Source organism: Streptomyces krungchingensis, assembly GCF_054729265.1.
Window position 1 is genome coordinate 7301029 of sequence record NZ_JBPUKY010000001.1, and the last position, 24784, is coordinate 7325812.

Genomic DNA, 24784 nt, shown 5'->3' on the forward strand with positions numbered 1-24784 from the left:
GCTAGCGGACATGCCGGGCCAGGAAGTCGCCGATCAGGGCGGCTGCCTGGCCCGCGTGCGTTTCCAGGGCGAAGTGGCCGGCGGGGAGCAGGTGGATCTCGGCCTGCGGGAGGTCGCGCCGGAAGGCCAGGGCGCCCGCCGGGACGAAGATCTCGTCGTGCGCGCCCCAGACGGCGAGCAGCGGGACCTGGCTGTCGCGGAAGTACTCGTGGAACGCGGGGTAGAGGGCGAAGTTGGAGCCGTAGTCGGAGATCAGGTCGAGCTGGATCTCGCTCTGGCCCGGGCGGGCCATGCGGGCCGCGTCGTGCTCGTAGGCGTCGGGGCTGACGAGCGTCGGGTCCGGGACGCCGTGCAGGTACTGCCACTTGATGCCGTCCGGGCTGCTGATCTCCCTGACCGGCGCCTCCGTCTCGGGCGTGCGCCGCGCGATCAGCGCGAGCACCGGTGCCCACGCGTCGGCGCCCAGGCCCTCCTCGTACGCGTTGCCGTTCTGCGTGATGATCGCGGTCACCCGCTCGGGGTGCGCGAGCGCCAGGCGCAGACCGATCGGGGCGCCGTAGTCCTGGATGTAGAGCGCGTACTCCTTCAGCCCGAGCTGCTCGGTGAACTCGCCGGTGATCTCGGCCAGTCGGTCGAAGGTGTAGCGGAACTCGTCGGCGGCGGGCGTCGCCGAGCGGCCGAAGCCGATGTGGTCGGGGGCCACGAGGTGGTAGCGGTCGGCGAGGAGCGGCATCAGGTCCCGGAACATGTGCGAGCTCGTCGGGAAGCCGTGCAGGAGGAGCAGGACGGGGGCGTCGGCGGGGCCCGCCTCCCGGTAGGCGATCTCCAGGCCTCGGACGGTGGTGGTGCGGTGGTGGATCCGGTGCGCGGTCATGGCGGTTCCCCTAACCCCTGAAGTTCCCCTTGGTGGTGAGATCACCTCATCACACCCATGGCTAACCGGTCAAGGTATTTTTAGAGGTTAGACCGACAGGTGGTCGACTCCCCGGCGATACTGGCCCGATGACCACGCGACTGCGCACGGCCCACACCGCGGATCTCGCCCCGGGCGACCTCCGTGCCGTCCGTGAGCTCCTGGACGCCGCCTTCGACGGGGACTTCGGCGACCACGACTGGGACCACGGACTCGGCGGCCTCCATGTCCTCGTGCACGACGCGCGGGGCCTGGCCGCCCACGGTTCGGTGGTCCAGCGCCGCGTCCTGCATCGCGGCCGTTCGCTGCGCACCGGATACGTGGAGGCGGTCGGTGTGCGCGCCGACGTGCGGCGCACGGGCCTGGGCGGGCGGGTGATGGCCGAACTGGAGCGCATCGTCGACGGCGCGTACGCACTGGGGGCACTCTCCGCGAGCGAGGAGGGTGCCGCGCTCTACACGGCCCGCGGCTGGCAGGTCTGGCCGGGCCGGATCAGCGTGCTCGGCCCGGACGGCGTGGTGCGCCTGCCGGAGGAGGAGGGTGCCACCTTCGTCCGCCCCTCGTCGGCCGGCCCGCTCGACCCCGCCCACGAGCTGGTCTTCGACTGGCGCGACGGCGACGTGCTCTGAGGGCGGACCCGACGCGGCGGCCACCCCGCGGCCGCACCCATCCGTGAGTGATGTGGCCGGTGGGATCAGTGCAGGTCAGAACGGTGTGACCCGAACCGCCGTCTCAGATAGTAGGAAGTCCGACTAACTGTGGAGACAGATGCCCGCTCCTCGCCTAGTTTTGTAGGAGCCGAACGTCTCGCTCGACCCAGCGAATGGCGGTCGTGAGCCGGAGCCCCTGGCAGGTAACCCCTGCGGCACCGCTCCCCGCCCCATCCGGCGTCTCGTAAATCCCTCACCGCACTTCCGGACCAGCGCGTCCGGAGGCAAAGGAGTCGATTCATCATGGCCGAGACGACCGTCCGCCGAGTCCGCCACATCTCCCGTACGAGCGATTCCGACCGCAAGAACGCGGCAGCGGCCCTCCAGCGCGCCCTCGACCGCCGGGACAACGGCGGCGAGACGGGCCACTGAGCCGACCGCACGCCCCGGCCGACGGCCGGGCCGCACACCGGGAGCCGCACCCGCACGGGGTGCGGCGCGGGGCTCACGCGCCGCGCCGCACCTCGAAGTGGTCGATGCGCTCGCCGCTCTGCGCGAGCGCCGACACCTTGAGCCGGGGAGCGGTGCCCGCCTCCGCCTCCACCGAGAGGAAGGAGAAGCCGGTGTACCGCACCCGTGACCACTCCACGGTCTCGGCCTTCTGCTGCCGGGAGCCGGTCCAGTGGAAGGTCTCGACGGACTCGCGGTTTCTGACCTTCCCCTCGTGGCTGTCCTTCACCCCGGTGGGGAACCGGTACAGGCTCTTGCCCGCGCCGCCCGCCGTGACGTAGACGATCCCGTCCCGTGTCGGGTCCGTCGACGCGCCGACCGGGACGCGCCTGCCGACCTTTCCGCCCTTGATGGCGTCGGTCCGCTCGTACACGTGGTTGTGGCCGTTGATCACCAGGTCCACCTGGTGCTTGGCGAACAGCGGCCCCCAGGTGTCCCGCACCCCGCCGTCGGAGGCGTGCGTCGCCGTGGAGTACGCGCAGTGGTGGAAGAAGACCACCACGAAGTCGGCCGTCCGCCGCAGCTCGCCGAGCCGCTTGTCCAACCAGGCCGTCTGCCGCCCGCCCGAGTAGCCCTTGTTGGCGGGGATCTCGTACGACACGTCGTTCGCGTCCAGCGCCACGATCCCGACATTGCCGTACGTGAAGGAGTAGACGCCCGGCGCCCTGCGCGCGTCGAAGCCGTTGTCCGGGAGCGACCAGCGGGCCGACTGGCCCCCGTACCCGTTCGGCGAGTACCACGCCTCCATGTCATGGTTGCCCGTCGTCACCATCCACGGCACCGACTTCGCCACGGACTCGGTCTGCTTGAGGAACAGGTCCCAGGCGCTGGGGTCGTAGATGTCGGAGTCCTTGCCGAGCCCGACCGAGTCCGCGTAGCAGATGTCGCCCGCGTGCAGGTGGAAGGCAGGGTGGCGGCCGAGGATCAGCTTGTCGTTGGCGAGCGCCTCGGGGGTGACCCCCTGGTCGCCGAAGGCGGTGAACACGAACTTCTCGGCAGCGGCGGGCGCCGTGCGGAAACGGCCGACCGTCGCGTGCCGTTCGCGTGCCGCCGGGTCGAACCCCTCGTGGCCGACGCCGTAGTAGTACGTCGTGCCGGGGCGCAGCCCGTCGAGCGCCGCGTGCAGGTAGTACTGGTCCAGCGCGAACCGCCGGCCCGCCAGGCCGGGCGTGTGCAGGGTCCTGACTTCGGCCTCGATCTTCCGGCTCAGCTCCCACGGCGTCAGCCCCACCCGCACGTACGGCTTCCTGACCGCGAGGGGCACCTGCCAGGAGACGCGCATCTGGGTCCGCGGGTCCGCGCCGAAGGCCAGGTGACGGCCGAAGGGCGTGACGACGGAGCCGTGCACCTGCCCGGTCGCCGTGCGCACGGACGGGCCGGACGTGCGCGTCGCCACCCCCGCCCCCTGCGAGCAGCCGGCCAGCAGACCGCCGCCCGCGAACGCGCCCGCGGTGACCAGGGCGCGCCGGCGGGTCAGCTTCGTCCGCAGGTACTCGTGCTGCTCGGCCATGCTCATACGGCGCGCGAGCTGTTCCGGGATGCCGACGTCAGGGGTGTCCATGTCGGGAAACTTCCCAGGACGCCCCAACGGCCGCGGGACGTAAGGGTGAACGGTGGGCGTCGGGTCGGCGTTCCGCGGGGCCGTGGCGGCGAACGTGATGTCCGGATGGCGGACATGGCGTGTCATCCCATGGGACAAGGAGTACGGTGCCGTCATGTCTCGCAGCATCAATCTCGCAGTGATCCCCGGTGACGGCATCGGCCAGGAAGTCGTGGCCCAGGGTCTGAAGGTCCTCTCCGCCGTCCTCCCGCAGGATGTGAAGCTGGAGACCAAGGAGTTCGACTTCGGTGCCAAGCGGTACCACGCCACCGGTGAGACCCTCACCGACGCGGACCTCGACGCCCTCAAGCAGCACGACGCGATCCTGCTCGGCGCGATCGGCGACCCGTCGGTCCCGTCCGGCGTCCTGGAGCGCGGCTTCCTGCTGAAGCTCCGCTTCGCCTTCGACCACCACGTCAACCTGCGTCCCTCGAAGCTCCTCCCGGGTGTCGAGACCCCGCTCGCCGGCCAGCCCGAGATCGACTTCGTCGTGGTCCGCGAGGGCACCGAGGGCCCGTACACCGGCAACGGCGGCACCATCCGCAAGGGCACCGAGCACGAGGTCGCCACCGAGGTCTCCGTGAACACGGCCTTCGGCGTCGAGCGCGTCGTCCGCGACGCCTTCGCCCGCGCCCAGGCCCGCCCGCGCAAGAAGCTCACGCTGGTCCACAAGAACAACGTGCTGACCTTCGCGGGACACCTGTGGACCAACATCTTCAACCGGGTGGCCGCGGAGTTCCCCGAGGTCACCACGGACTACATCCACGTCGACGCCGCGACGATCTACCTCGTCACCGACCCGGCCCGCTTCGACGTCATCGTCACCGACAACCTCTTCGGCGACATCATCACCGACCTCGCCGCGGCCGTCTCCGGCGGCATCGGCGTCGCCGCCTCCGGCAACATCAACCCGAGCGGCGAGTTCCCCTCGATGTTCGAGCCGGTGCACGGCTCGGCGCCCGACATCGCGGGCCAGGGCAAGGCCGACCCCAGCGCCACGGTCCTGTCCGTCGCCCTGCTGCTGCGCCACCTCGGCTACGAGACGGAGGCCGTCCGCATCGAGGAAGCCGTCTCGGCCGACCTCGCGGAGCGCGTCGGCAAGCCGGCCCGGAGCACCGACGAAATCGGCGACGCGCTCGCCGTACGGGTAGCCGGCTGACCCGCCGCCACTCGCTTCACACAGGAGCCGCCGGGTCGCATCCGCACCCGGCGGCTTTTGCTATGCCCTCGCCGGGTGCCACCATCAACCCCTGGGCAAGCCCAAGGGCCGCATTCACGCAGTTTTCGTCCCCGGCGCCCCGCGCGCGATAATCGAACGCGGAGCCGCGGAATGAGGGAATGCTCGGACGTCCTAACACTGGCCACTGGCAGTTCGGGCGTGAGCGCGGCCCGTCACACACAACCGGTGAAGGACAACCACTCATGACGCAGCCCACGATCGAGCTCAAGCCGTCCGCCAGCCCGCTCTCCGCCGCGGAGCGCGAGGCGATCCTGGCCAACCCCGGCTTCGGCCGCCACTTCACCGACCACATGGTGACGATCAAGTGGACCGAGGGCCGCGGCTGGCACGACGGACAGCTCGTTCCGTACGGCCCGCTCTCCCTCGACCCCGCGAACATGACCCTGCACTACGCGCAGGAGATCTTCGAGGGCCTCAAGGCGTACCGTCAGCCCGACGGCTCCGTGGCCACCTTCCGCCCCGACAAGAACGCCCGGCGCTTCCAGGCCTCGGCCCGCCGCCTGGGCATGCCGGAGCTGCCCGTCGAGACGTTCATCGAGGCCTGTGACGTGCTCGTCCAGCAGGACAGCGACTGGGTGCCCGCGCACGGTGGCGAGGAGTCCCTCTACCTCCGTCCGTTCATGATCGCGACCGAGGTCGGGCTGGGTGTGAAGCCCGCGAACGAGTACCTGTTCCTGGTGATCGCCTCGCCCGCCGGCGCCTACTTCGCCGGTGGCGTGAAGCCGGTCTCGATCTGGCTCTCGGAGGACCGTGTCCGCGCCGTCCCCGGCGGCATGGGCGACGCCAAGACGGGCGGCAACTACGCGGCCTCCCTCCTCGCCCAGGCCGAGGCCGCCGCCAAGGGCTGCGACCAGGTCTGCTACCTCGACGCGGTGGAGCACAAGTGGGTCGAGGAACTCGGCGGCATGAACCTGTACTTCGTGTACGGCGAAAGGATCGTGACCCCGTCGCTGACCGGCTCCATCCTGGAGGGCGTCACCCGTGACTCCCTCCTCACCGTCGCCCGTGACCTCGGCTACGGCTCCGAGGAGGGCCGCGTCTCCATCGAGCAGTGGCAGAAGGACGCCGCGAACGGCACCCTGACCGAGGTCTTCGCGTGCGGCACCGCCGCGGTCATCACCCCCGTCGGCACGGTCAAGCGCTCCGGCACCGAATGGCAGCACTCGGACGGTGAGCCCGGCGAGGTCACCCTGAAGCTGCGCAACGCGCTGCTGGACATCCAGCGGGGCGTGACCGAGGACAAGCACGGCTGGATGCACCCGCTGGGCTGATGCGACCCGACGCCCGTGTCCGCCCCGGTTTTTGAACCGGGGCGGACACGGGCGTTCCGGTTCACCGGCCCGGTTCGCCGACCCGGACCCCGCCGTCGGCGTGGGCGAGTTCGTCCCCGGCGAGGACACGGTCGGACGTCTGCCGGGGCGAGAGCAGCAGATAGGCCACCCCGCCGACCGCCCCCGACAGCAGGAAGCTGCAGTCCACCCCGCCCGTCAGCGACAGCAGGGGCCCCTCGTACGAGGGGAGGGACACGGCCAGCAGGCCCACGAAGGCGCCCAGTGCCCAGGACACCGTGGCCTGGATGTTCCAGCCGCCCCGGAACCAGTAGATCCCGCCCCGCGAGCGGCGGTTGAAGACCTGGAGGGCGTCCGGGTCGTAGACGCCCCGGCAGCGGACGAAGCCGATCAGGGTGATGACGGCCCACGGGGTGCCGATGGCGGTCAGCAGGAGGACGAAGGACGTCATCGCGGACTGCGCGTCCCAGGCGTAGTGGCCCACGAAGACACAGGCGGTGGCGACGACGGCGACCGTGCAGGTGGCGCGGGCCCGCGAGGCACGGGGCAGGATCGCGTCCAGGTCGAGGCCCATCGAGTAGAGCATCAGGCCCGCGTTGCCGACCGAGCCGGCGGAGGCCGCCAGCAGGAGCGGGACCAGGTACCAGGTGGGGGAGGCGGTGACGAGGGGGCCCGCGTAGTCGAGGGCCGCCCGCGCCGCGTACGCCGTGAAGGTGCCGAACAGCTGGGGGACGAGGAGTCCGGCGATCAGTCCGAGCCAGGTGGCGTGCAGGACGGTGCGCGAGGAGTGGCGGGCCGGGGAGATGTAGCGCGTGTAGTCGCCGAGGAGCGTGATGAAGGCGATCGGGCCGGACAGGCCGGCCGCCACGGCGGCGAGCAGCCAGGTCGGCCAGAAGGAGCCGAGCAGATAGCCGCCGGCCTCGGGGAGCGCGGCCGTGGTGAAGTGCGGCGCGTACGCGATCACGCCGAGGACCAGCAGGGCCGTCATCGCGAGGGCCAGCACGCGCGACATGGCGAGGAGCACCCGGTAGCCGTACACGGCGCCGGCGACGGTGGCGGCGGCGAGCAGCGCGTAGACGACGGCGTACGAGAGTCCGTCGTCCGGCAGTCCGAAGAGGCGGCCGAGCACGCTGACCATCACGTCGCCGCCGATCCACACGGTCAGGGCGGTGTAGCCGAGGGCGAGGAGCAGGCCGACGACGGAGCCGACCAGGCGCCCGCGGACGCCGAACTGGGCGCCGGAGGACGTCGACAGGTTCGTCGCCGTGCGCAGCGAGACCAGGGCCAGCGGGGCCGTGAGCGCGGTGCCGACCACCGTGCCCGCCACGATCGAGCTCACCGAGGCCCACCAGCCGAGCCCGAAGGACGGGGGCAGCCAGCCGAAGATGATCACGCCGAGGCAGAGGTTGGAGCCGAGCAGGATCGACACCAGATCGCGGGGACCGCTGGTGCGTTCCTCATCGGGGATGGTGTCGACTCCGCGCTGTTCTATCGGCATGGCTGGTCTCCTTCGACGGCCGCCTGAAGTTTGAGCGACGTTCAATGTGGACCGTACGAACGTCGTCCGTCAATGTTTCCGTTTCATGAATCCGGCGTTTAGAGTGATGCTCTAATCAGTGGGAAGCAAGGAGGTGCCGCGTCGTGAGACTGACCCCCACGGAACGTGACCGGCTGCTGCTCTTCGGAGCCGCGGAGCTGGCCCGCGCCCGCCGCGCCAGAGGCCTGCGGCTCAACGTCCCGGAGGCGACCGCGCTGATCGCCGACACCGTGTGCGAGGCGGCCCGCGACGGACGCAGGCTCGCCGAGGCCGTCGAGGCGGCCCGGTCCGTGCTCGGCCCCGACGACGTGCTGCCCGGTGTCGCCGACGTCGTCACCGAGGTGCACGTCGAGGCCGTCTTCGACGACGGTTCGCGACTCGCGGTGGTCAGCGACCCCATCGGCGGCGGCCTCGGCGACCAGGCACCCGGCGCCCTGCTGCCGGGGCCGGAGCACGCAGAGCCGGAGGCGGCCGTCCGTCTGACCGTGACCAACACGGCCGCCGTCCCCGTCTCCGTCACCTCCCACTTCCACTTCTTCGAGGCCAACCCGCGGCTCGACTTCGACCGCCCCGCGGCCTACGGCATGCGGCTCGCCGTGCCCGCCGGCTCCTCCGTCCGCTTCGGCCCGGGGGAGAGCGCCGAGGTCGGGCTGCTGCCTATCGGCGGCGCGCGCGTCGCGATCGGTTTCGCCGGGCTCGTCGACGGGCCGCTGGACGCCCCCGGAGCCAGAGAAGAGGCCCTGCGCCGGGCCGCCGCCTGCGGCTACCTCGGCGTACCGGAAACCCGTGACCAGGAGGTCGAGCGATGAGCCGCCCCGGAGGCCACCCCGCCGAGGCCCGCCGCCTCACCCCGTACGAATACGCCGCCACCCACGGGCCGCGTGCCGGTGACCGGATCCGTCTCGGTGACAGTGGGCTGACGGTGCGCGTGGAGTCCGACGCGCAGTTGTACGGCGACGAGTTCCTCGCCGGTTTCGGCAAGACCGCGCGTGACGGACTGCATCTGAAGGCCGCCGCCGTCCGTGAGACGTGTGATGTCGTGATCAGCAATGTGGTGGTGATCGACGCGGTGCAGGGCATCCGCAAGGTCTCCATCGGGATCCGGGAGGGCCGGATCTGCTCGATCGGCCGGGCGGGCAACCCGGACACCCTGGACGGTGTCGACGTCGTGGTGGGCACCGGCACGTCCATCGTGTCGGGCGAGGGTCTGATCGCGACCGCCGGGGCCGTGGACACGCATGTCCATCTGCTGTCGCCGCGGATCATGGAGGCCTCGCTGGCCTCCGGGGTGACCACGGTCATCGGCCAGGAGTTCGGCCCGGTGTGGGGTGTGGGTGTCAACTCGCCCTGGGCGCTGCGGCATGCTTTCAGCGCCTTCGACGCCTGGCCCGTCAACATCGGCTTTTTGGGCCGTGGTTCGTCCTCCCACGATGCGCCGCTGGTGGAGGCGCTGGCCGAGGGTGGTGCGTCCGGTTTCAAGGTGCATGAGGACATGGGCGCCCATAGCCGTGCCCTGGACACGGCGTTGCGGGTGGCCGAGGAGCACGACGTGCAGGTCGCTCTGCACAGCGACGGTCTGAACGAGTGTCTGTCCGTGGAGGACACCCTGCGGGTGCTGGAGGGCCGCACGATCCACGCGTTCCACATCGAGGGCTGTGGTGGCGGTCATGTGCCCAATGTGCTGAAGATGGCGGGTGTCGCGAACGTCATCGGTTCCTCGACCAATCCGACGCTGCCGTTCGGCCGGGACGCGGTCGCCGAGCACTACGGGATGATCGTCTCCGTCCACGACCTGAAGACGGATCTGCCGGGCGACGCGGCCATGGCCCGTGACCGCATCCGTGCCGGCACGATGGGTGCCGAGGACGTGCTGCACGACCTGGGCGCGATCGGGATCACCTCGTCGGACGCGCAGGGCATGGGCCGTGCGGGCGAGACCGTGCGCCGGACCTTCGCGATGGCCGGGAAGATGAAGGCCGAACTCGGCGCCCCCGAGAGCGACGACAACGCGCGCGTCCTGCGCTACATGGCCAAGCTGACCATCAACCCGGCCATCGCGCACGGCCTCGCGCACGAGGTCGGCTCCATCGAGAGCGGCAAGCTCGCCGACATCGTGCTGTGGCGGCCCGAGTACTTCGGCGCCAAGCCCCAACTCGTCCTGAAAGCAGGGTTCCCCGCGTACGGCGTCGTCGGCGACCCCAACGCCGCCACCGACACCTGCGAACCCCTCGTCCTGGGGCCGCAGTTCGGGGCACACGGCGCCACGCCCGCCGAGATCTCGGTGGCCTTCGTCGCGCAGGCCGCGCTCGACCAGGGCAACGACCGGATGCCCACCCGCAGGCGGCGCGTCGCCGTCCGCGGCACCCGCGGCATCGGCCCCGCCGACCTGCGGCTCAACTCCCGTACCGGAGCCGTCGACGTGGACCAGCGCACCGGACTGGTCACCCTCGACGGTGAGCCGCTGCGCTCGGAGCCCGCCGACTCGGTGTCCCTGAACCGCCTCTACTTCCTGTAAACGCCACGGCCTTGAGGACCTTCGCCATGAACACCCCCGCCTCCGACGGCTTCCGCATGCCCGCCGAATGGACCCCGCACGAGCGGACCTGGATGGCGTGGCCGGGCGCCAACCCCACCTTCGACGACCCCGACGACCTCGCCCGGGCCCGGGAGGCCTGGGCGGCGGTGGCCCGCACGGTCCGCCGCTTCGAACCGGTCACCGTCGTGTGCGGCCCCGGGCAGTCCGCCGAGGCGCGGGCCCTGCTCGGCCCGGACGTCGACACCGTCGAGCGCGAACTCGACGACGCGTGGATGCGGGACATCGGCCCCACCTTCCTCACCGACGGCAAGGGCGCGCTCGCGGCCGTGGACTGGACGTTCAACGGCTGGGGCGCCCAGGACTGGGCGCGCTGGGAGCACGACGCGAAGATCGGCGCGCACGTCGCCGACCTCGCCGGGGCCCGTACGTACGCCTCGAAGCTGGTCAACGAGGGCGGCGCGATCCACGTCGACGGCGAGGGGACGGTGCTCCTGACCGAGACCGTGCAGCTCGGCCCCGAGCGCAACCCCCACTGGACGCGTGAGCAGGTCGAGGCGGAGATCCACGCCCACCTCGGCACCCGCAAGGCGATCTGGCTGCCCCGCGGACTGACCGGCGACTACCCGCCCTACGGCTTCGGCACGCTGGGCCACGTCGACATCGTCGCCGCCTTCGCGCGCCCGGGCGTGGTCGTCGTCCACTCCCAGCAGGACCCGGCCCACCCGGACCACGAGGTCAGCAAGGAGGTCGTCGGGCTGCTGGGCGCGCAGACCGACGCGCGGGGCCGCCGTCTGGAGGTCGTGGAGGTGCCGGCCCCGACGGTCCTGGAGGCCGACGGCCACTGGGCGGACTACTCGTACATCAACCACTACCTGTGCAACGGCGGTGTCGTGCTGTGCGGCTTCGACGACCCGCGTGACGAGATCGCGGCCGGGATCTTCCGCAGGCTGTTCCCGGAGCGGACGGTGACGCTGGTGGACGCACGTACGATCTTTGCCGGGGGCGGTGGCATCCACTGCATCACCCAGCAGCAGCCGAGGATCTGAGACCCAGGAGTCAGTCGTGGCCGACAGCCGCACACCGCGGAGGAAGAACGCTCCGCCGCGGGAGGATGTGCTGGCCGTGGCCATGGACATGATTGCCGAGCGCGGTCTGGAGAAGCTGACCATGGCGGCGCTCGGCCGCGAGGTGGGCATGAGCAGCGGCCATCTCCTCTACTACTTCCACTCCAAGGACGAACTCCTGCTGCGGACCCTGGAGTGGAGCGAGGGCCGCCTCGGCGCCGAGCGCGCCAGGCTGCTCACCCGGGACGCGCCCGCCCGCGAGCGGCTGGACGCGTTCGTCGACCTGTACGTCCCCGACGGCCACCGCGACCCGCACTGGACGCTCTGGCTGGAGGTCTGGAACCGCTCGCAGAACGCCGACGAGGACGCCCGGGAGCGGCAGGTCGCCATCGAGGGCGCCTGGCACCGGGACCTGGTCGCGCTCCTCGCCGAGGGCATCTCGCGCGGCGAGTTCCGCGCCGTCGACCCGGACCGCTTCGCCGCCCGGCTGCGCTCCCTCCTCGACGGCTTCTCCATCCATGTCGCGATCGGCCTGCGCGGCACGGACCGGGCGCACGTTCTCGGCCATGTCAGGGAGTTCCTGGACGAGTCGCTGGGGCGGGCGGGGCACGCGGACACCTGATCAGGGCCTCAGGGCTCCGGCGCGCCGCCAAAGGCGGGCCGGCGAGCGTCGACGGGTTCGTGCGCCGGCCGCGCCGAGCTGCGTGGTGTCCACCGTCGCGTAGCCCGCTGTTCGCATCCTGAGACGCCCGGTGAGCACACGGGCGGTATGTGCCAGACTGCCCCCGTGCTCTCGTTCGCCATGATTATTGGCAGCAGGCGCGCCGGTCCGCAGTGACCGCCTCGTACCACCACGTACGGGCGGACACCGTCGTCCTCGACCCGCGCGCAGACCTCTCGCACCCGCGAGAGGTTTTTCGTTTTCCTGGCCCACCTCAAGCCGGGAAGGGAGCGCGAGGGACCATGGGGGGACGGTGGAGCCGGTCATTCCGGTAGACCGAGATCCAACATCAGGAGCCAGAGACCATGACGGAAACCAGCGAACTCGACGATTCCTTCCACGTCTTCGACACGACCCTGCGCGACGGCGCGCAGCGTGAGGGCATCAACCTCACCGTGGCGGACAAGCTGGCCATCGCACGGCACCTGGACGACTTCGGGGTGGGCTTCATCGAGGGCGGCTGGCCCGGCGCCAATCCGCGCGACACCGAGTTCTTCGCCCGCGCCCAGCAGGAGATCGACTTCAAGCACGCCGCGCTCGTGGCGTTCGGCGCCACCCGCCGGGCCGGCGCGAAGGCTTCGGAGGATCCGCAGGTCAAGGCGCTCCTGGACTCGGGCGCCCAGGTGATCACCCTCGTCGCCAAATCCCATGACCGCCATGTCGAGCTCGCCCTGCGCACCACCCTCGACGAGAACCTGGAGATGGTGCGCGACACCGTCTCCCACCTGCGCTCGCAGGGCCGCCGCGTCTTCGTCGACTGCGAGCACTTCTTCGACGGCTACCGCGCCAACCCCGCCTACGCGAAGGCCGTCGTCCGCGCGGCGTCCGAGGCCGGCGCCGACGTCGTCGTCCTGTGCGACACCAACGGCGGCATGCTCCCGGCGCAGGTCCAGGCCGTCGTGGCCACCGTCCTCGCGGACACCGGCGCCCGGCTCGGCATCCACGCCCAGGACGACACGGGCTGCGCGGTCGCCAACACCCTCGCCGCCGTCGACGCGGGCGCCACGCACGTCCAGTGCACGGCCAACGGCTACGGCGAGCGCGTCGGCAACTCCAACCTGTTCCCCGTCGTGGCCGCCCTGGAGCTCAAGTACGGCAAGAAGGTGCTCCCCGAGGGAGCCCTGCGCGAGATGACCCGCATCTCCCACGCGATCGCCGAGGTCGTCAACCTCACCCCCTCCACGCACCAGCCCTACGTGGGCGTGTCCGCCTTCGCGCACAAGGCGGGCCTGCACGCGTCCGCCATCAAGGTCGATCCGGACCTCTACCAGCACATCGACCCCGAGCAGGTCGGCAACACCATGCGGATGCTGGTCTCCGACATGGCGGGCCGTGCCTCCATCGAGCTCAAGGGCAAGGAGCTCGGCATCGACCTCGGCGGGGACCGCGAGCTGGTCGGCCGTGTCGTCGAACGGGTCAAGGAGCGCGAGCTCCAGGGCTACACCTACGAGGCCGCGGACGCGAGCTTCGAACTGCTGCTGCGCGCGGAGGCCGAGGGCAGGCCGCTCAAGTACTTCGAGGTCGAGTCCTGGCGCGCCATCGTCGAGGACCGCCCGGACGGGTCCCACGCCAACGAGGCCACGGTCAAGCTCTTCGCCAAGGGCGAGCGCATCGTCGCCACCGCCGAGGGCAACGGCCCGGTCAACGCGCTGGACCGTTCGCTGCGCGTCGCCCTGGAGAAGATCTACCCCCAGCTCGCCAAGCTGGAGCTCGTCGACTACAAGGTCCGCATCCTGGAGGGCAAGCACGGCACGTCCTCCACGACCCGCGTGCTCATCTCCACCTCCGACGGCACCGGCGAGTGGTCCACGGTGGGCGTCGCCGAGAACGTCATCGCGGCGTCGTGGCAGGCCCTGGAGGACGCGTACACGTACGGCCTGCTGCGGGCCGGGGTGGAGCCGGCGGCGTAGGCGTACCGAAGGCCGGAGGGGCCGGGGAGGGCCCCTCCGGCCTGCCGGACGGCGGGCGCGGCGCACACGGCGACCGGACGTCGTCGCGCCGGCGCCCGCACGGTCCTACTGGAGCCGCCACTTCTGGTTGGCCGCTCCCGTGCAGGACCAGATCTGCGCCCGCGCCCCGTTCGCGGACGAGTTGTCGGTCACGTCGAGGCACTTGTTCGCCGCCGCGTTCACCACGTCACCCGTGGACGCGTTGTACGACCACTGCTGTGCCCCCGTGCCGTTGCAGTCGTACAGCTGCACCTTGGCCCCGTCGGCGGTGGAGCCGCCCGTCACGTCGAGGCACTTGCCGAGCGCCCGGACGGAGCCGTCCGTCTGCACGGTCCAGTTCTGTGCCGAGGACCCGTTGCAGTCGTAGAGCTGCACCGCCGTGCCGTTCGCGGACGAACCGCCCGCCACGTCCAGGCACTTGCCGGCGAGTCCGGCGAAGGCCCCCGACCGGTTCCCGCCGCCCGACTGCTTGCCCGACCAGGTGAAGGTCGCCGACGTCCGGCCCGGCAGCGAGTAGGTGGCGTGCTGGCCGCCCCAGTTGACGGTCACCGTCTTCGCGGACGACGCCTCGTTGTACGCGATCAGCGCCTTCGACCCGTCGGGATTGCGCCAGGCCACGTTGGGCACCGCGGACGACGCCGTGGAGGCGATCCGCTGCGCTCCGGGCCGCACGAACTTCGTCAGGTGCCCCATCGTGTAGTACTCGATCGTGTAGTCGACGGTCCCGCTCGCCCCGTCCCCGTTGTGCACGGTGATCAGCCCGGAGCAGGTGCCGCAGCCGCCGTTGTGCGGCCCCCGGTTCTGGTCCACGGCCAGCGACCACTTGGTCACCGACTTCGCCCAGTTCCGGGTGTAGTCGACGATGTTGAGCATGTCCTCGCGCTGCTGGTCGGCGATCCAGGTGCCACCGGAGTGCTCGGTGCCGAAGGCGTCGAGGCCCGGGTACTGGTTGTGCACGCTCGTCTGCTTGCCCACGTCGCCGCCGTACCCGTGCCAGGCGATGCCGCCGAAGTTCGGGTGCGAGCGGACCGCCGCGTCGTCCACGGTCTGCGCGGCGTACGCGTCGTACACGTCCCAGTTCCAGTCGTGCGCGAGGACCTTCGTGGACAGCCCCGCCTCCTGGAGCTTGGGCAGCAGCTCGCTCTTGGTGAAGTAGGCGAGCCCCGAGGCGTTCCAGCTCATCGAGGGGTAGCCCGAGCAGCACGTCGGCTCGTTCTGCGCGGTGACGTACGCGACGGGCACGCCCTGGTCGCGGTAGGCCTGGAGGTACTTCACGAAGTACGAGGCGTAGGCGCCGTAGTCCTCCGCCTTCAGCCAGCCGCCGTTGAGCTGGCCGCTGTCCTTCATCCAGGCGGGTGCCGTCCACGGCGAGGCCATCACGGTCAGCGACGGGTTGAGCTGGAGCGCCTGCTTGGTCAGGGGCACCACGTCCGCGAGGTCGTGGGCGATCGAGAACTTCGACAGCGAGGGGTCCGTCTGCCCGGCGGGTACGTCGTCGTAGGTGTAGCCGTACCGCGCGAGGTCGGAGGCACCCATGGGGTTGCGCAGGAAGGACAGCCCGATGCCGTCCGTCGGCGAGAACAGCTTTCGCATCGTGGCGTCCCGCGTGCTCTGCGACAGCGCTCCGCTGCTGTTCATCAGCCAGGCGGCGGTGTCCGTGAAGGACGCGCCGCCGCCGGTGAAGGTCTGGTACCGGGTGTTCTCGTCGACGGTGATGTTCTCGCCGCTTCCGCCGCTGCCGGACTGGAAGGCGAACGGCGTCTGGGCCTGGAGCCCGCGTACCACGTGCCGCCCGCCGGCGTCGTCGGTCGTGGTCAGCCAGGCGGTCACCTGTTCGCCCGCGGCCTGCGCGGGCACGGTGCCGACGGCGGTCAGCCCGGCGGTCGTCAGCAGCCCGGCGACGAGTAGCCGGGCCGCCCGGATGGATCTCCTCATGGCGCGCCGCCCTTCTGTGTGGGGGTGGGGGACGGGGCGTGCGAGCCGTGAGTAAATGACGGCTTCGGGTGCGCGTCAAGGGGGTGCGCGTTCAGTTTCCGAAGGAACAACTCCCCTGATCCGGCCGTGAGTTGCGTGTGTACCGGTTCTGACGTGAAGTCTTGACGGCTGCCTGGGACACCAGTTAACTCACGCCGTGATCTAAGTCGTAAGAGGAGTGTACGAGTTCAGTCACCGCACGGAGAGACTCGAGGGAAGGTCCATGCGAAGAACCGCCCTGCTCGTGTCCGCCGCCCTGCTCACCGGACTGCTGCCGCTGGCCTCCGCGAGTGCCGCGGCAGGAGCCGAGGAACCGGCCCCCGTCCCCGTCGACCGCTTCGAGGGCGAGGTGCCCTTCGCCGGCCAGCCCGCCGACGGCATCTTCACCTGGGGGAGCGACTCCGACGACCCGCCCCGGCTCGCTCTGACCGCCCGCACCGACGCGCCCGAGGGCGACAAGGTCCTCACCGGCTCCTACGACATCAGCGGCTACGGCGGCTTCACCCACGACTTCGCCGCCGCCCTGCCCGCCCACGACTGGTCGGCCCACAAGGGCATCCGCTTCTGGTGGGAGGGCCGCGGCAGCGGCAAGAAGATCAGCTTCGAGATCAAGGACGGCGGCGCCCACGGCGAGGCCTCCGAGCTGTGGACGACGTCCTTCGCGGACGACTTCACCGGCTGGAAGCAGATCGAGATCCCCTTCACCGACTTCACCTATCGCACGGACTACCAGCCCGTCGGCGGCATCGACCAGGTGCTCGGCCTCACCCAGATGTGGGGGTACGCGGTCACCCTGCCGGTCGGCGTCAAGGGCGACTTCGCCATGGACGGCGTCGAGCTGTACGGCAAGGCGGACCAGTCGCTGCGCGCCTCCGTGACCACCGACGCCGCGGTCCACCCGGTGAAGGAGGGCGGCACAGCCGACGTGCGCGTCTCGGTCGCCACCACCGGCTCCGCCCCGATCGACGAACCGGTGACCGTCGCCTACGAGAGCGCGGGCGGAACCGCCGATCCGGACAAGGACTACACCCCGGTCAGGGGGACGATCACCTTCCCGGCGGGGACCGTCTCGGGCACCTCCCGGACGATCCACGTACGGACGCTGAAGGACAGGTCCGCCGAACCCGCCGAGACGATCCCCCTCAAGCTCACGGTCACCGGCGCCAAGGCCCCCGCCGAGAGCCCGCAGGTGGTCGTCGACGCGCACGGCCTGCCCTACCTCGACCCGAAGCTGCCGGTGCGGAAGCGGGTCGCCGACCTCGTCTCCCGGATGTCCCTGGAGGAGAAGGCCGGCCAGATGACCCAGGCCGAGCGCGGCGCGATCGGCACGGGCGGCGACATCGCCTCCTACGACCTCGGGTCCCTGCTCTCCGGCGGCGGCTCCACGCCGACCCCCAACACCGCCGAGGCCTGGGCGTCGATGATCGACGGCTACCAGCTCCGGGCGCAGGCCACACGGTTCCAGATCCCGCTGATCTACGGCGTGGACGCGGTGCACGGCCACAACAACCTCGCCGGCGCGACGGTCATGCCGCACAACATCGGCATCGGCGCGACCCGTGACCCCGAACTGGCCGAACGGACCGGCGCGGTCACGGCCTCCGAGGTCCGCGCCACCGGCGTCCCCTGGGACTTCGCCCCCTGCCTGTGCGTGACCCGCGACGAACGCTGGGGCCGCTCCTACGAGTCCTTCGGCGAGGACCCGGCGCTCGTGAAGTCCATGGAGACGGTCGTCCAGGGCCTCCAGGGTGCCCGCGACGGCAGCGACCTGAAGGACGACGACAAGGTCCTCGCGACCGCCAAGCACTTCGTCGGCGACGGCGGCACCGGGTACGGCACGTCCACGACGGGCTCCTACACCGTCGACCAGGGCGTCACCAAGGTCACCCGGCAGGAGCTGGAGGCCGTTCACCTGGCGCCGTTCCGGACCGCGGTCGACCGGGGCGTCGGCTCCGTCATGCCCTCGTACTCCTCGCTCGACGTCATCGGTGACGGCCAGGGCCCGGTGAAGATGCACGCCCGCGCCGACATGATCAACGGCGTGCTCAAGGGCCGGATGGGCTTCGACGGCTTCGTCATCAGCGACTGGAACGCCATCGACCAGCTCCCCGGCGACTACGCCTCGCATGTGCGCACCTCGGTCAACGCGGGCGTGGACATGATGATGGTGCCGTACTCGTACAAGGACTTCCGTACGACGCTCATGGACGAGGTGAAGGCGGGCCGCGTCACCGAGCGGCGGATCGACGACGCCGTGTCGCGCATCCTCACCCAGAAGTTCGAGCTCGGCCTCTTCGAGAAGCCCTACGCGGACACCAGCGGTGCCTCGCGCATCGGCTCGCCCGCACACCGCGCGGTGGCCCGCGAAGCCGCCGCCGAGTCCCAGGTCCTGCTGAAGAACTCCGGCGGCGTCCTGCCCCTGAAGAAGTCCCAAAAGGTCTACGTCGCCGGATCGAACGCCGACGACATCGGCAATCAGACCGGCGGCTGGACCATCACCTGGCAGGGATCGTCCGGAAACATCACCAAGGGCACGACGATCCTCCAGGGCATGCGCAACGCCGGCGGTGACGTCACCTACTCCAAGGACGCCTCGGCACCGACGAGCGGGTACGACGTCGGTGTGGTCGTCGTCGGCGAGACCCCGTACGCCGAGGGCGTCGGCGACGTCGGCAACGGCAACGACCTGGAGCTGACCGCCGCCGACAAGGCAGCCGTGGACAAGGTGTGCGCGGCCATGAAGTGCGCCGTGCTGATCGTCTCCGGACGGCCGCAGCTCATCGGCGACCGCCTCGGCGCCGTGGACTCGCTCGTCGCGTCCTGGCTGCCGGGCACCGAGGGCGACGGCGTCGCCGACGTGCTGTACGGGAAGCGGGCCTTCACCGGCCGGCTGCCCGTGACCTGGCCGAAGTCCGAGTCCCAGCTGCCGATCAACGTCGGTGACACGGCCTACGACCCGCAGTTCCCCTACGGCTGGGGTCTCACCACGCTCACGAAGGTCCCGGCCGGCGGCACGGCGACCCTGCGGGCCCTCGCCCTCGCCGCCGCCGCGGCGGACCGGGCCGGATCGGGCTCGGCGGGCCGCGCGGCCGTGACCAAGGCCCGCCTCCTCGTCCAGCAGAGGATCGGCACGACGATCACGTCCGCGACCGCCAAGCCCTTCGCGGACGCCGACCACCTCCTGCTGACGGGCCACTACGCGAGTGCGGTGGCGAAGCTGAAGGAGGCGTACGAGGCGGCCGGCTGACACCCGGGCGCGAGAACGGCGGGGGCGGCGGGGGACGGAGTGCCCGACGCCCCCGCTCCCTGTCCGCCCGGGCCCGCCCCTGGTCCGGGACCGGGCGACGTCCGGGCCCGGACGTCGCCCGGGGCCGCCGCCTGTCCACCGCGCCCGCGCCCCGTCCGGGGCCGCCCTCGGTCCATCGGGTCCGCTCCTCGTTCCGAATCCCGCAGCGATGCCCAATTCGGGGTATTTCGGGTAGCTTCGAAGACATGAAGCCCGCTCGCACCCGAGGTCTCCCGGGATGGCGGGGACTCCCGGGACTGCTCGTCGCGCTGGTTCTCACCGCCCTGGCGGTCCTCGCGACCGGCATCTCCCGCGCCCAGGCGGCCACCGACGTGGACACGGTGGCCGCCGCCCTGCGCGAAAGCCCCGTGTACGTCGATCCCGCGGCCGCCGCGCAGCTCCCCAAGGCGGACGCGGACGCCCTGGCCAAGAAGATCAAGGACGCGGACAAGCCCGTCTTCGTGGCGGTCCTCCCGGCCGGGTTCCCGTCCCAGAGCCTCTTCCAGAACCTGCGCACCGCCACCGGCATCACCGGCCTGTACGGGGTCCGGCTCGGCGACCGCTTCGACGCGCGGGCCGACGCCGCGGTGATGTCCCGCACCGCCGTGCAGAACCTCGTCACCAGCGTCCAGGGCGAGGACGCGAAGACCCAGCTGAACGACTTCACGGACCGCGCGCTCGCCAACATCCGGGGCTCCGCCCCCGCGAGCTGGGACAGCGGCTCGGCGGGCGGCGGCGTCTCGACGGCCGCCCTGGTCACCGTCGCCGCGGTGGTCGTGGCGGGCGGCGCGGGCGCCTACACGCTCGCCCGCCGCAACCGGCGCCGCAAGGAGGAGGAGCGGCAGGCGGCGCTCGACAGGCTCCGCGTGGTCGTGGACGAGGACATCACGGCCTTCGGCGAGGAACTCGACCGGCTCGATTTCCATCCCGCGGAGGCGGGGGCGGACGACGCGATGCGCGCGGACTACGAACGCGCGCTGGACGCCTACGAGCAGGCGAAGTCGTTCATGGCGGCGGCCACCCGGCCCGAGGACGTCAGCGCGGTGACGCAGGCCCTGGAGGACGGCAGGTTCTCGCTCGCCGAGCTGGCCGCACGCCGTGAGGGCCGCCCCCTCCCCGAGCGTCGCGCCCCCTGCTTCTTCGACCCGCGGCACGGCCCGTCCGTCGCCGACGCGACATGGACGCCGGCGGGCGGCGCGCCCCGGCAGGTGCCGGTCTGCGCGGCGGACCGGACCCGGCTGGCCGACGGGGTGTCCCCGGCCGTCCGTGAGGTCGAGACCGACTACGGACGCCGTCCGTACTGGGACGCGGGCCCGGCGTACGGCCCCTGGGCGGGCGGCTACTTCGGCGGCGGCATCCTGCCCGGCCTGCTCGTCGGCACCCTGCTCGGCAGCGCGATGGCCAGCCCCTCGTACGCCTCCGACTACGGCTCCGGGTACGGCGACTTCGCCGGCGGTTACGACGGCGGCGACGTCTCCGGCGCCGATTTCGACCCCGGCGACTTCGGCGGTGGCTTCGGGGACGGCGGGGGCGGCGACTTCGGCGGGGGAGGGGACTTCGGCGGCGGCTTCTGAGCCGCGCCCCCGCCCCCGGACGGGGCCGGAGGTCACTTGAACGCCGCGGCGTTCCGTCCCGCCCAGTGCGTGAAGGCGTGCCCGGGCCTGCCGAGGAGCCGCTCCACGTCCGGGCTCACCCGCTGTTCCTCGGCGACCGGCGTGCCCAGGATGTCCAGGGTGGTGTCCACCACCGGCCCGGGCATGAACCGCAGCATCTGCGCCCTGGCCTCCTCGCGGGACTGCTCGACGAACCGCACCGGCCCGCCGACGGCGTCCGCGATCGCCGCGACCTGCTGTCGGGGCGACACCGGCGCCGGGCCCGTCAGCTCGTAGGTCATGCCCGCGTGGCCGGGTTCCCGCAGGGCGAGAGCGGCGACCTCGGCGATGTCGAGCGGGTCGACGGTCGGCAGCGCGACGTCGCCGAAGGGCGCCCCGGCCGTCCGCGCCGCGCGGACCGTGCCGGCCCACGCCAGCGTGTTGGAGTGGAAGCCCGCCGGCCGGAGCAGGGTCCACTCCAGCCCCGAGCGCTTGACCGCCTCCTCCTGCCCGGGCGGGTGACGCCGTGTGCCGACCCCTTGCGAGGAGAGGAGGACGACGCGCCGGACGCCTTGGTCCCGAGCGGTGTCGAGGACGCGGGACAGGTCCCCGCCCGACGCCAGGAATTCACCGGTGACCAGCAAGAACAGCGCCTCGGCCCCGTCGAACGCGGACCGCAGGCTCAATGGGTCGGCCAGGTCCGCCCGGACGTGCCGCACCCCCGCCGGCAGGTCCGCGCCCGTCGCCGAGGTGCCGCGCGACACCGCCGTCACCCTCTCGCCCGCCGCGTCCAGCGCCCGCACGAGCGGCCCGCCGACGTTGCCCGTGGCTCCCGTCACCACCAACACGATTGCTCCCCTTTGTCGTGTCGGCAGGCCTGCCGGCCGATTTCAGCCGGTTCCTGCCGTTTCCCTCGGACAAAAAGAAAGCTACCGTCCTCGGCATAGTAGGTACCTAGAGGAAAGTAATGGAGAGAGGGGTCCATCGTGACCGACGCCACATCCCGGCCGGTCGCCGTCGACGTCGACCCCGAGACGGCCTGCCCGGTCGCCCCCGTCGTCGACATCGTCTTCAGCCGCTGGACCACGCCCATCCTGTGGGCGTTGCACGAGTACGGACGGCAGCGCTTCGTGGAACTGGAGCGCCGCATCACCCGGATCACGCCGAAGGTGCTGACCCAGCGGCTGCGCCGGCTGGAGCGCGACGGGCTGGTCGTGCGCACGTACCACCCCGAGGTCCCGCCGCGGGTGGAGTACGAGATCAGCGAGCTGGGCCGCAGTCTGGCCCCCCTGTTCGCGACGCTCGCGGAGTGGGCCGAGGCCAACCTGGACAAGGTCGAGGAGGCCCGGGTCGCCTACGACGCCGACTGAGCCGCCGACGCTCAGGCGTCGGGCAGTCGGAGCCACTCGCTCCAGGAGAGGTCACGTCCGATGAACCGGGGCCGCTCGAAGGGCCAGTCCTCGGCGATCCAGCGCGGCACGAGCGCGTCCAGATCGCGCTCCAGCGCGCTGCCGACGCGGGCGTCCACGACCCACCAGGAGATCTCGGCGTCGGCGCCGGCCTTCTCCGGCGGATCGATGTAGACACATCCGTACTCGGACGTGCCCGCGTCGTCGAACAGCACGTAGTTGAAGGACTGGTGGGCGGCGATCTCCGCCTCGTGCCGCTGGAGGTCCTGGAGATTCGCCTCGTACGTCATGGTCTCGGCGGGCCATCCCCAGGCCTGGCCGAAGAGGGACCAGAGCCGTTCGCGCGACCCCATGACGGCCGGATAGTCGATGGCGGCGTCCGCGCCGGTGATCGGGCGCAGGTGATGCCCTCCGGGCACGTCGACGCGCAGCGGGTGGACGAAATCGGCGGGCAACCAGGTCATGCCCGGAGGCTAACGGCCGGGCGGAGCACGGCGCACCGGGTTATCGGCCGTGACGCCGGGCCCCGCCGTGACGCCGGGCCCCGCCGTGACGCCGGGCCCCGCCGTGACGCCGGGCCCTGCGCGGCGGCGGGGCTCGGCGTCACGGCCGTTCGCGCACGGGAGGACCGCGTCCGTGGGGGCGCTACTTCCCGGCGCGCTTCCCGTGCCCCGTCACGCGGGCGATCCACGTGATGAAGTCGCCCGGGTCGGTGTTCGAACCGTGTCCCTCGTCCCAGTAGTAGAGGTGGTCGACGTCGTCGCCCAGGCCGTCCAGCGCGGCGGCGAGGTTGGCGGAGACGGTCAGCGAGGTGTCCGAGTCCTTGGTGCCCAGACGGATCCACCAGTGCCTGGAGCGGCCCGGGTTGGCCGCCTCGAGGTGATGCATGGGGTTCATCAGATCGAGCTTGCCGGGGATGTCGGCGTCCGGACGGCTGCCGGAGACCCCGGTGGTGTCGTGCTTCAGGCCGTACGCCGTGAAGTGGCGTGCCTGGGTCCTGTCCTTGCCGAACTCGTTGTTCTCGCCCGAGGAGAGGTCGAAGGCGTCGAAGGCCGGCGCGGACTTCTTGCGGGCGCCCACGTGCGTCAGGAAGTCCGCCCAGGAGAAGGCCGCCCGGCCTTCGGACCACGTGATGAACGTGTTGTCCGCCAGGTAGGCCGCGCGGTCCGTGTCCGACAGCCCCGCGAGGTACTCGGTGGCCGACGGCTGGAGGTAGGTCTTCACCAGGTACTCGTCGTAGTTGCGGGCCGTGAGGGGGCCGAAGCCCTTCAGTCCGTGCAGTCTGAGGGAGGCCTGGTACTCGGCGAACTGAGCGCGCAGTTCCTTGGAGACCTTCTGGTCGACGACCTTGCCGGTGCTCTGGGTGACGTTGCCGCCCCAGTTCCACTCGTAGGCGCCGTCGGCGTGCTCCAGGTCGGTGATGGGGCACCAGGCGCCGACCGCGAACACGGCGTCACTCGCGTCGGCCGCGCCGAGCTCATCGAGGTGGGAGGCGTACGCGCGGCTGTCGCCGGACGCGCCCAGCAGGGCGGACAGGGCTCCGCCGGCGCTGGTGCCGGTGGACACGATCCGGTCGGTGTCGCCCGGGATCACGCCCTTGTTGGCGCGCACGTACCGCACGGCCGCCTTCAGGTCCACGATGGCGGCCGGGGCGGTGCCGTAGTAGGTGCCGTCGGCGTCGGTGAGGGTCCGGCCGCGGGCACCGGGCTCCACGACGACGTATCCCGCCGCCAGAGCCAGCTTTGCCAGGTCGACCATCTCGCCCTGGCCGTTCAGCATCGCGTTGCCGCCGGACTGCACCTCTGCGGCCCCGCCGCCGCTCGACGCCGTGGCACCGGGGGACGCGGAGGACCCGCCCGCGGGGAGGCCCGACATCCCGCCGCCGCCCACACCGGTCGCGTCGGCCACGGACGACGGCATGTAGCCGCCCACCGAGTTGGCGAGGAGGACGGGCGCGTCGCCCGCGTCCACGGCGACGCCGTCGATCCTGACGGGGACGCTGACGTTCAGGCTCTGGTACTTCGCGTCCACCGGATCGGCGACATAAGTGAGGGCCTTCCAGAAGTGGTAGACCACCTTCTTGTCGTCGCCGGCCACGTCGGTGATGGTCGTCGTCAGCTCGGTGTATGCGTCCTTGTCGAAGACCAGGGCGTCCGACGGCGTACCGGACGCGTCCGACGCGTTCGCACTCAAGGCGAGGCCGCCGACGGCCGCGGCTCCGGCCGTCGCGCCGAGGCCCATGACGACGGTCCTGCGCTTCACTGCCCTGTGCTTCACTGAGGTCACTCCTCTTCGCGGCATGTCCGAACTGCCGTCCTGTCGGCTGCGTTGCGAACGTAATCCGGCCGCGAAAAAAGTGTCAACAATTCTGTTGACTTCATGGGTGACCCTTATCGATTCCCAGTCGGCTCACAGGGAAGCCCCCGGACGTGCCGGAGCGCCCGTCCTTCTCGTGCGAGAAGAGCGGGCGCTCCGGATGTGCCGCGGGGGGTGCGGCGGGCCGGGCGGTGCGGC

At 71.4% G+C, this 24784-nt stretch carries 19 protein-coding genes; 12 read left to right on the forward strand and 7 right to left on the reverse strand.

Translation table 11 applies throughout. The features are described from left to right. Position 1: 1 nt before the first annotated feature. Complete coding sequence (locus tag ACSYGO_RS32075) at positions 2-874, reverse strand: alpha/beta fold hydrolase (protein WP_426677918.1); 873 nt, start codon at positions 872-874, stop codon at positions 2-4. A gap of 128 nt (positions 875-1002) precedes the next feature. Between ACSYGO_RS32075 and ACSYGO_RS32080 the strand changes: the two genes are divergently transcribed. After that, entirely contained in the window at positions 1003-1542 is a 540-nt protein-coding gene (locus tag ACSYGO_RS32080) for a GNAT family N-acetyltransferase (protein ID WP_426677919.1), read from the forward strand. Between the two features lie 324 nt (positions 1543-1866). After that, on the forward strand, positions 1867-1995 hold the full coding sequence (locus ACSYGO_RS32085) for a hypothetical protein (RefSeq protein WP_095936841.1): 129 nt from the start codon (positions 1867-1869) through the stop codon (positions 1993-1995). 73 nt (positions 1996-2068) lie between these two features. Here the strand turns inward: ACSYGO_RS32085 and ACSYGO_RS32090 are convergent, their stop codons facing one another. Further along, the gene (locus tag ACSYGO_RS32090) at positions 2069-3634 is read right to left on the reverse strand and encodes a purple acid phosphatase family protein (RefSeq protein ID WP_460388570.1); all 1566 of its coding nucleotides are present in this window, start codon (positions 3632-3634) and stop codon (positions 2069-2071) included. 154 nt (positions 3635-3788) lie between these two features. On the opposite strand from ACSYGO_RS32090, the gene ACSYGO_RS32095 reads away from it, so the two are divergent. Then, entirely contained in the window at positions 3789-4832 is a 1044-nt protein-coding gene (locus tag ACSYGO_RS32095) for a 3-isopropylmalate dehydrogenase (RefSeq protein ID WP_426677921.1), read from the forward strand. A 263-nt stretch (positions 4833-5095) separates the two neighbouring features. Then, positions 5096-6184 (forward strand): branched-chain amino acid aminotransferase, encoded by a 1089-nt coding sequence (locus ACSYGO_RS32100; RefSeq protein ID WP_460388572.1) that lies wholly within the window; start codon positions 5096-5098, stop codon positions 6182-6184. Between the two features lie 61 nt (positions 6185-6245). Here ACSYGO_RS32100 and ACSYGO_RS32105 read toward each other — a convergent pair whose 3' ends face one another. Beyond that, positions 6246-7700, reverse strand: a complete 1455-nt coding sequence (locus ACSYGO_RS32105) for a cytosine permease (protein ID WP_460388574.1) — start codon at positions 7698-7700, stop codon at positions 6246-6248. A gap of 143 nt (positions 7701-7843) precedes the next feature. Here ACSYGO_RS32105 and ureA point away from each other — a divergent pair, with 143 nt between their 5' ends. From ureA to cimA, 5 genes are all read left to right on the forward strand, one after another. Further along, positions 7844-8548, forward strand: a complete 705-nt coding sequence (gene ureA, locus ACSYGO_RS32110; RefSeq protein WP_426677924.1) for an urease subunit gamma — start codon at positions 7844-7846, stop codon at positions 8546-8548. Then, positions 8545-10254 (forward strand): urease subunit alpha, encoded by a 1710-nt coding sequence (locus ACSYGO_RS32115; RefSeq protein ID WP_426677925.1) that lies wholly within the window; start codon positions 8545-8547, stop codon positions 10252-10254. The genes ureA and ACSYGO_RS32115 overlap by 4 nt, the downstream gene beginning before the upstream one ends. Positions 10255-10280: 26 nt before the next feature. Continuing rightward, positions 10281-11321: an agmatine deiminase family protein gene (locus ACSYGO_RS32120; protein WP_426677926.1), complete on the forward strand. Its 1041-nt coding sequence runs from the start codon at positions 10281-10283 to the stop codon at positions 11319-11321. Positions 11322-11403: 82 nt separating this feature from the next. After that, entirely contained in the window at positions 11404-11961 is a 558-nt protein-coding gene (locus ACSYGO_RS32125) for a TetR/AcrR family transcriptional regulator (protein WP_426678041.1), read from the forward strand. 404 nt (positions 11962-12365) lie between these two features. After that, positions 12366-13970 (forward strand): citramalate synthase, encoded by a 1605-nt coding sequence (cimA, locus tag ACSYGO_RS32130; protein WP_426677927.1) that lies wholly within the window; start codon positions 12366-12368, stop codon positions 13968-13970. Between the two features lie 105 nt (positions 13971-14075). Here the strand turns inward: cimA and ACSYGO_RS32135 are convergent, their stop codons facing one another. Continuing rightward, entirely contained in the window at positions 14076-15944 is a 1869-nt protein-coding gene (locus tag ACSYGO_RS32135; protein WP_460388577.1) for a lectin, read from the reverse strand. 262 nt (positions 15945-16206) lie between these two features. On the opposite strand from ACSYGO_RS32135, the gene ACSYGO_RS32140 reads away from it, so the two are divergent. Further along, on the forward strand, positions 16207-19230 hold the full coding sequence (locus ACSYGO_RS32140; protein ID WP_426677929.1) for a glycoside hydrolase family 3 protein: 3024 nt from the start codon (positions 16207-16209) through the stop codon (positions 19228-19230). A gap of 245 nt (positions 19231-19475) precedes the next feature. Then, positions 19476-20843: a hypothetical protein gene (locus ACSYGO_RS32145; protein WP_426677930.1), complete on the forward strand. Its 1368-nt coding sequence runs from the start codon at positions 19476-19478 to the stop codon at positions 20841-20843. Positions 20844-20875: 32 nt separating this feature from the next. Here the strand turns inward: ACSYGO_RS32145 and ACSYGO_RS32150 are convergent, their stop codons facing one another. Then, positions 20876-21709, reverse strand: a complete 834-nt coding sequence (locus tag ACSYGO_RS32150; RefSeq protein WP_426677931.1) for an NAD(P)H-binding protein — start codon at positions 21707-21709, stop codon at positions 20876-20878. A 138-nt stretch (positions 21710-21847) separates the two neighbouring features. Between ACSYGO_RS32150 and ACSYGO_RS32155 the strand changes: the two genes are divergently transcribed. Then, on the forward strand, positions 21848-22231 hold the full coding sequence (locus tag ACSYGO_RS32155) for a winged helix-turn-helix transcriptional regulator (RefSeq protein WP_460388579.1): 384 nt from the start codon (positions 21848-21850) through the stop codon (positions 22229-22231). Between the two features lie 11 nt (positions 22232-22242). Here ACSYGO_RS32155 and ACSYGO_RS32160 read toward each other — a convergent pair whose 3' ends face one another. Both ACSYGO_RS32160 and ACSYGO_RS32165 read right to left on the reverse strand, forming a co-directional pair. Next, a complete protein-coding gene (locus ACSYGO_RS32160; protein ID WP_426677933.1) occupies positions 22243-22734 on the reverse strand; it encodes an N-acetyltransferase in 492 nt (163 codons plus the stop codon). Between the two features lie 181 nt (positions 22735-22915). Beyond that, positions 22916-24511: a subtype B tannase gene (locus ACSYGO_RS32165; RefSeq protein WP_460389789.1), complete on the reverse strand. Its 1596-nt coding sequence runs from the start codon at positions 24509-24511 to the stop codon at positions 22916-22918. Positions 24512-24784: the final 273 nt, after the last annotated feature.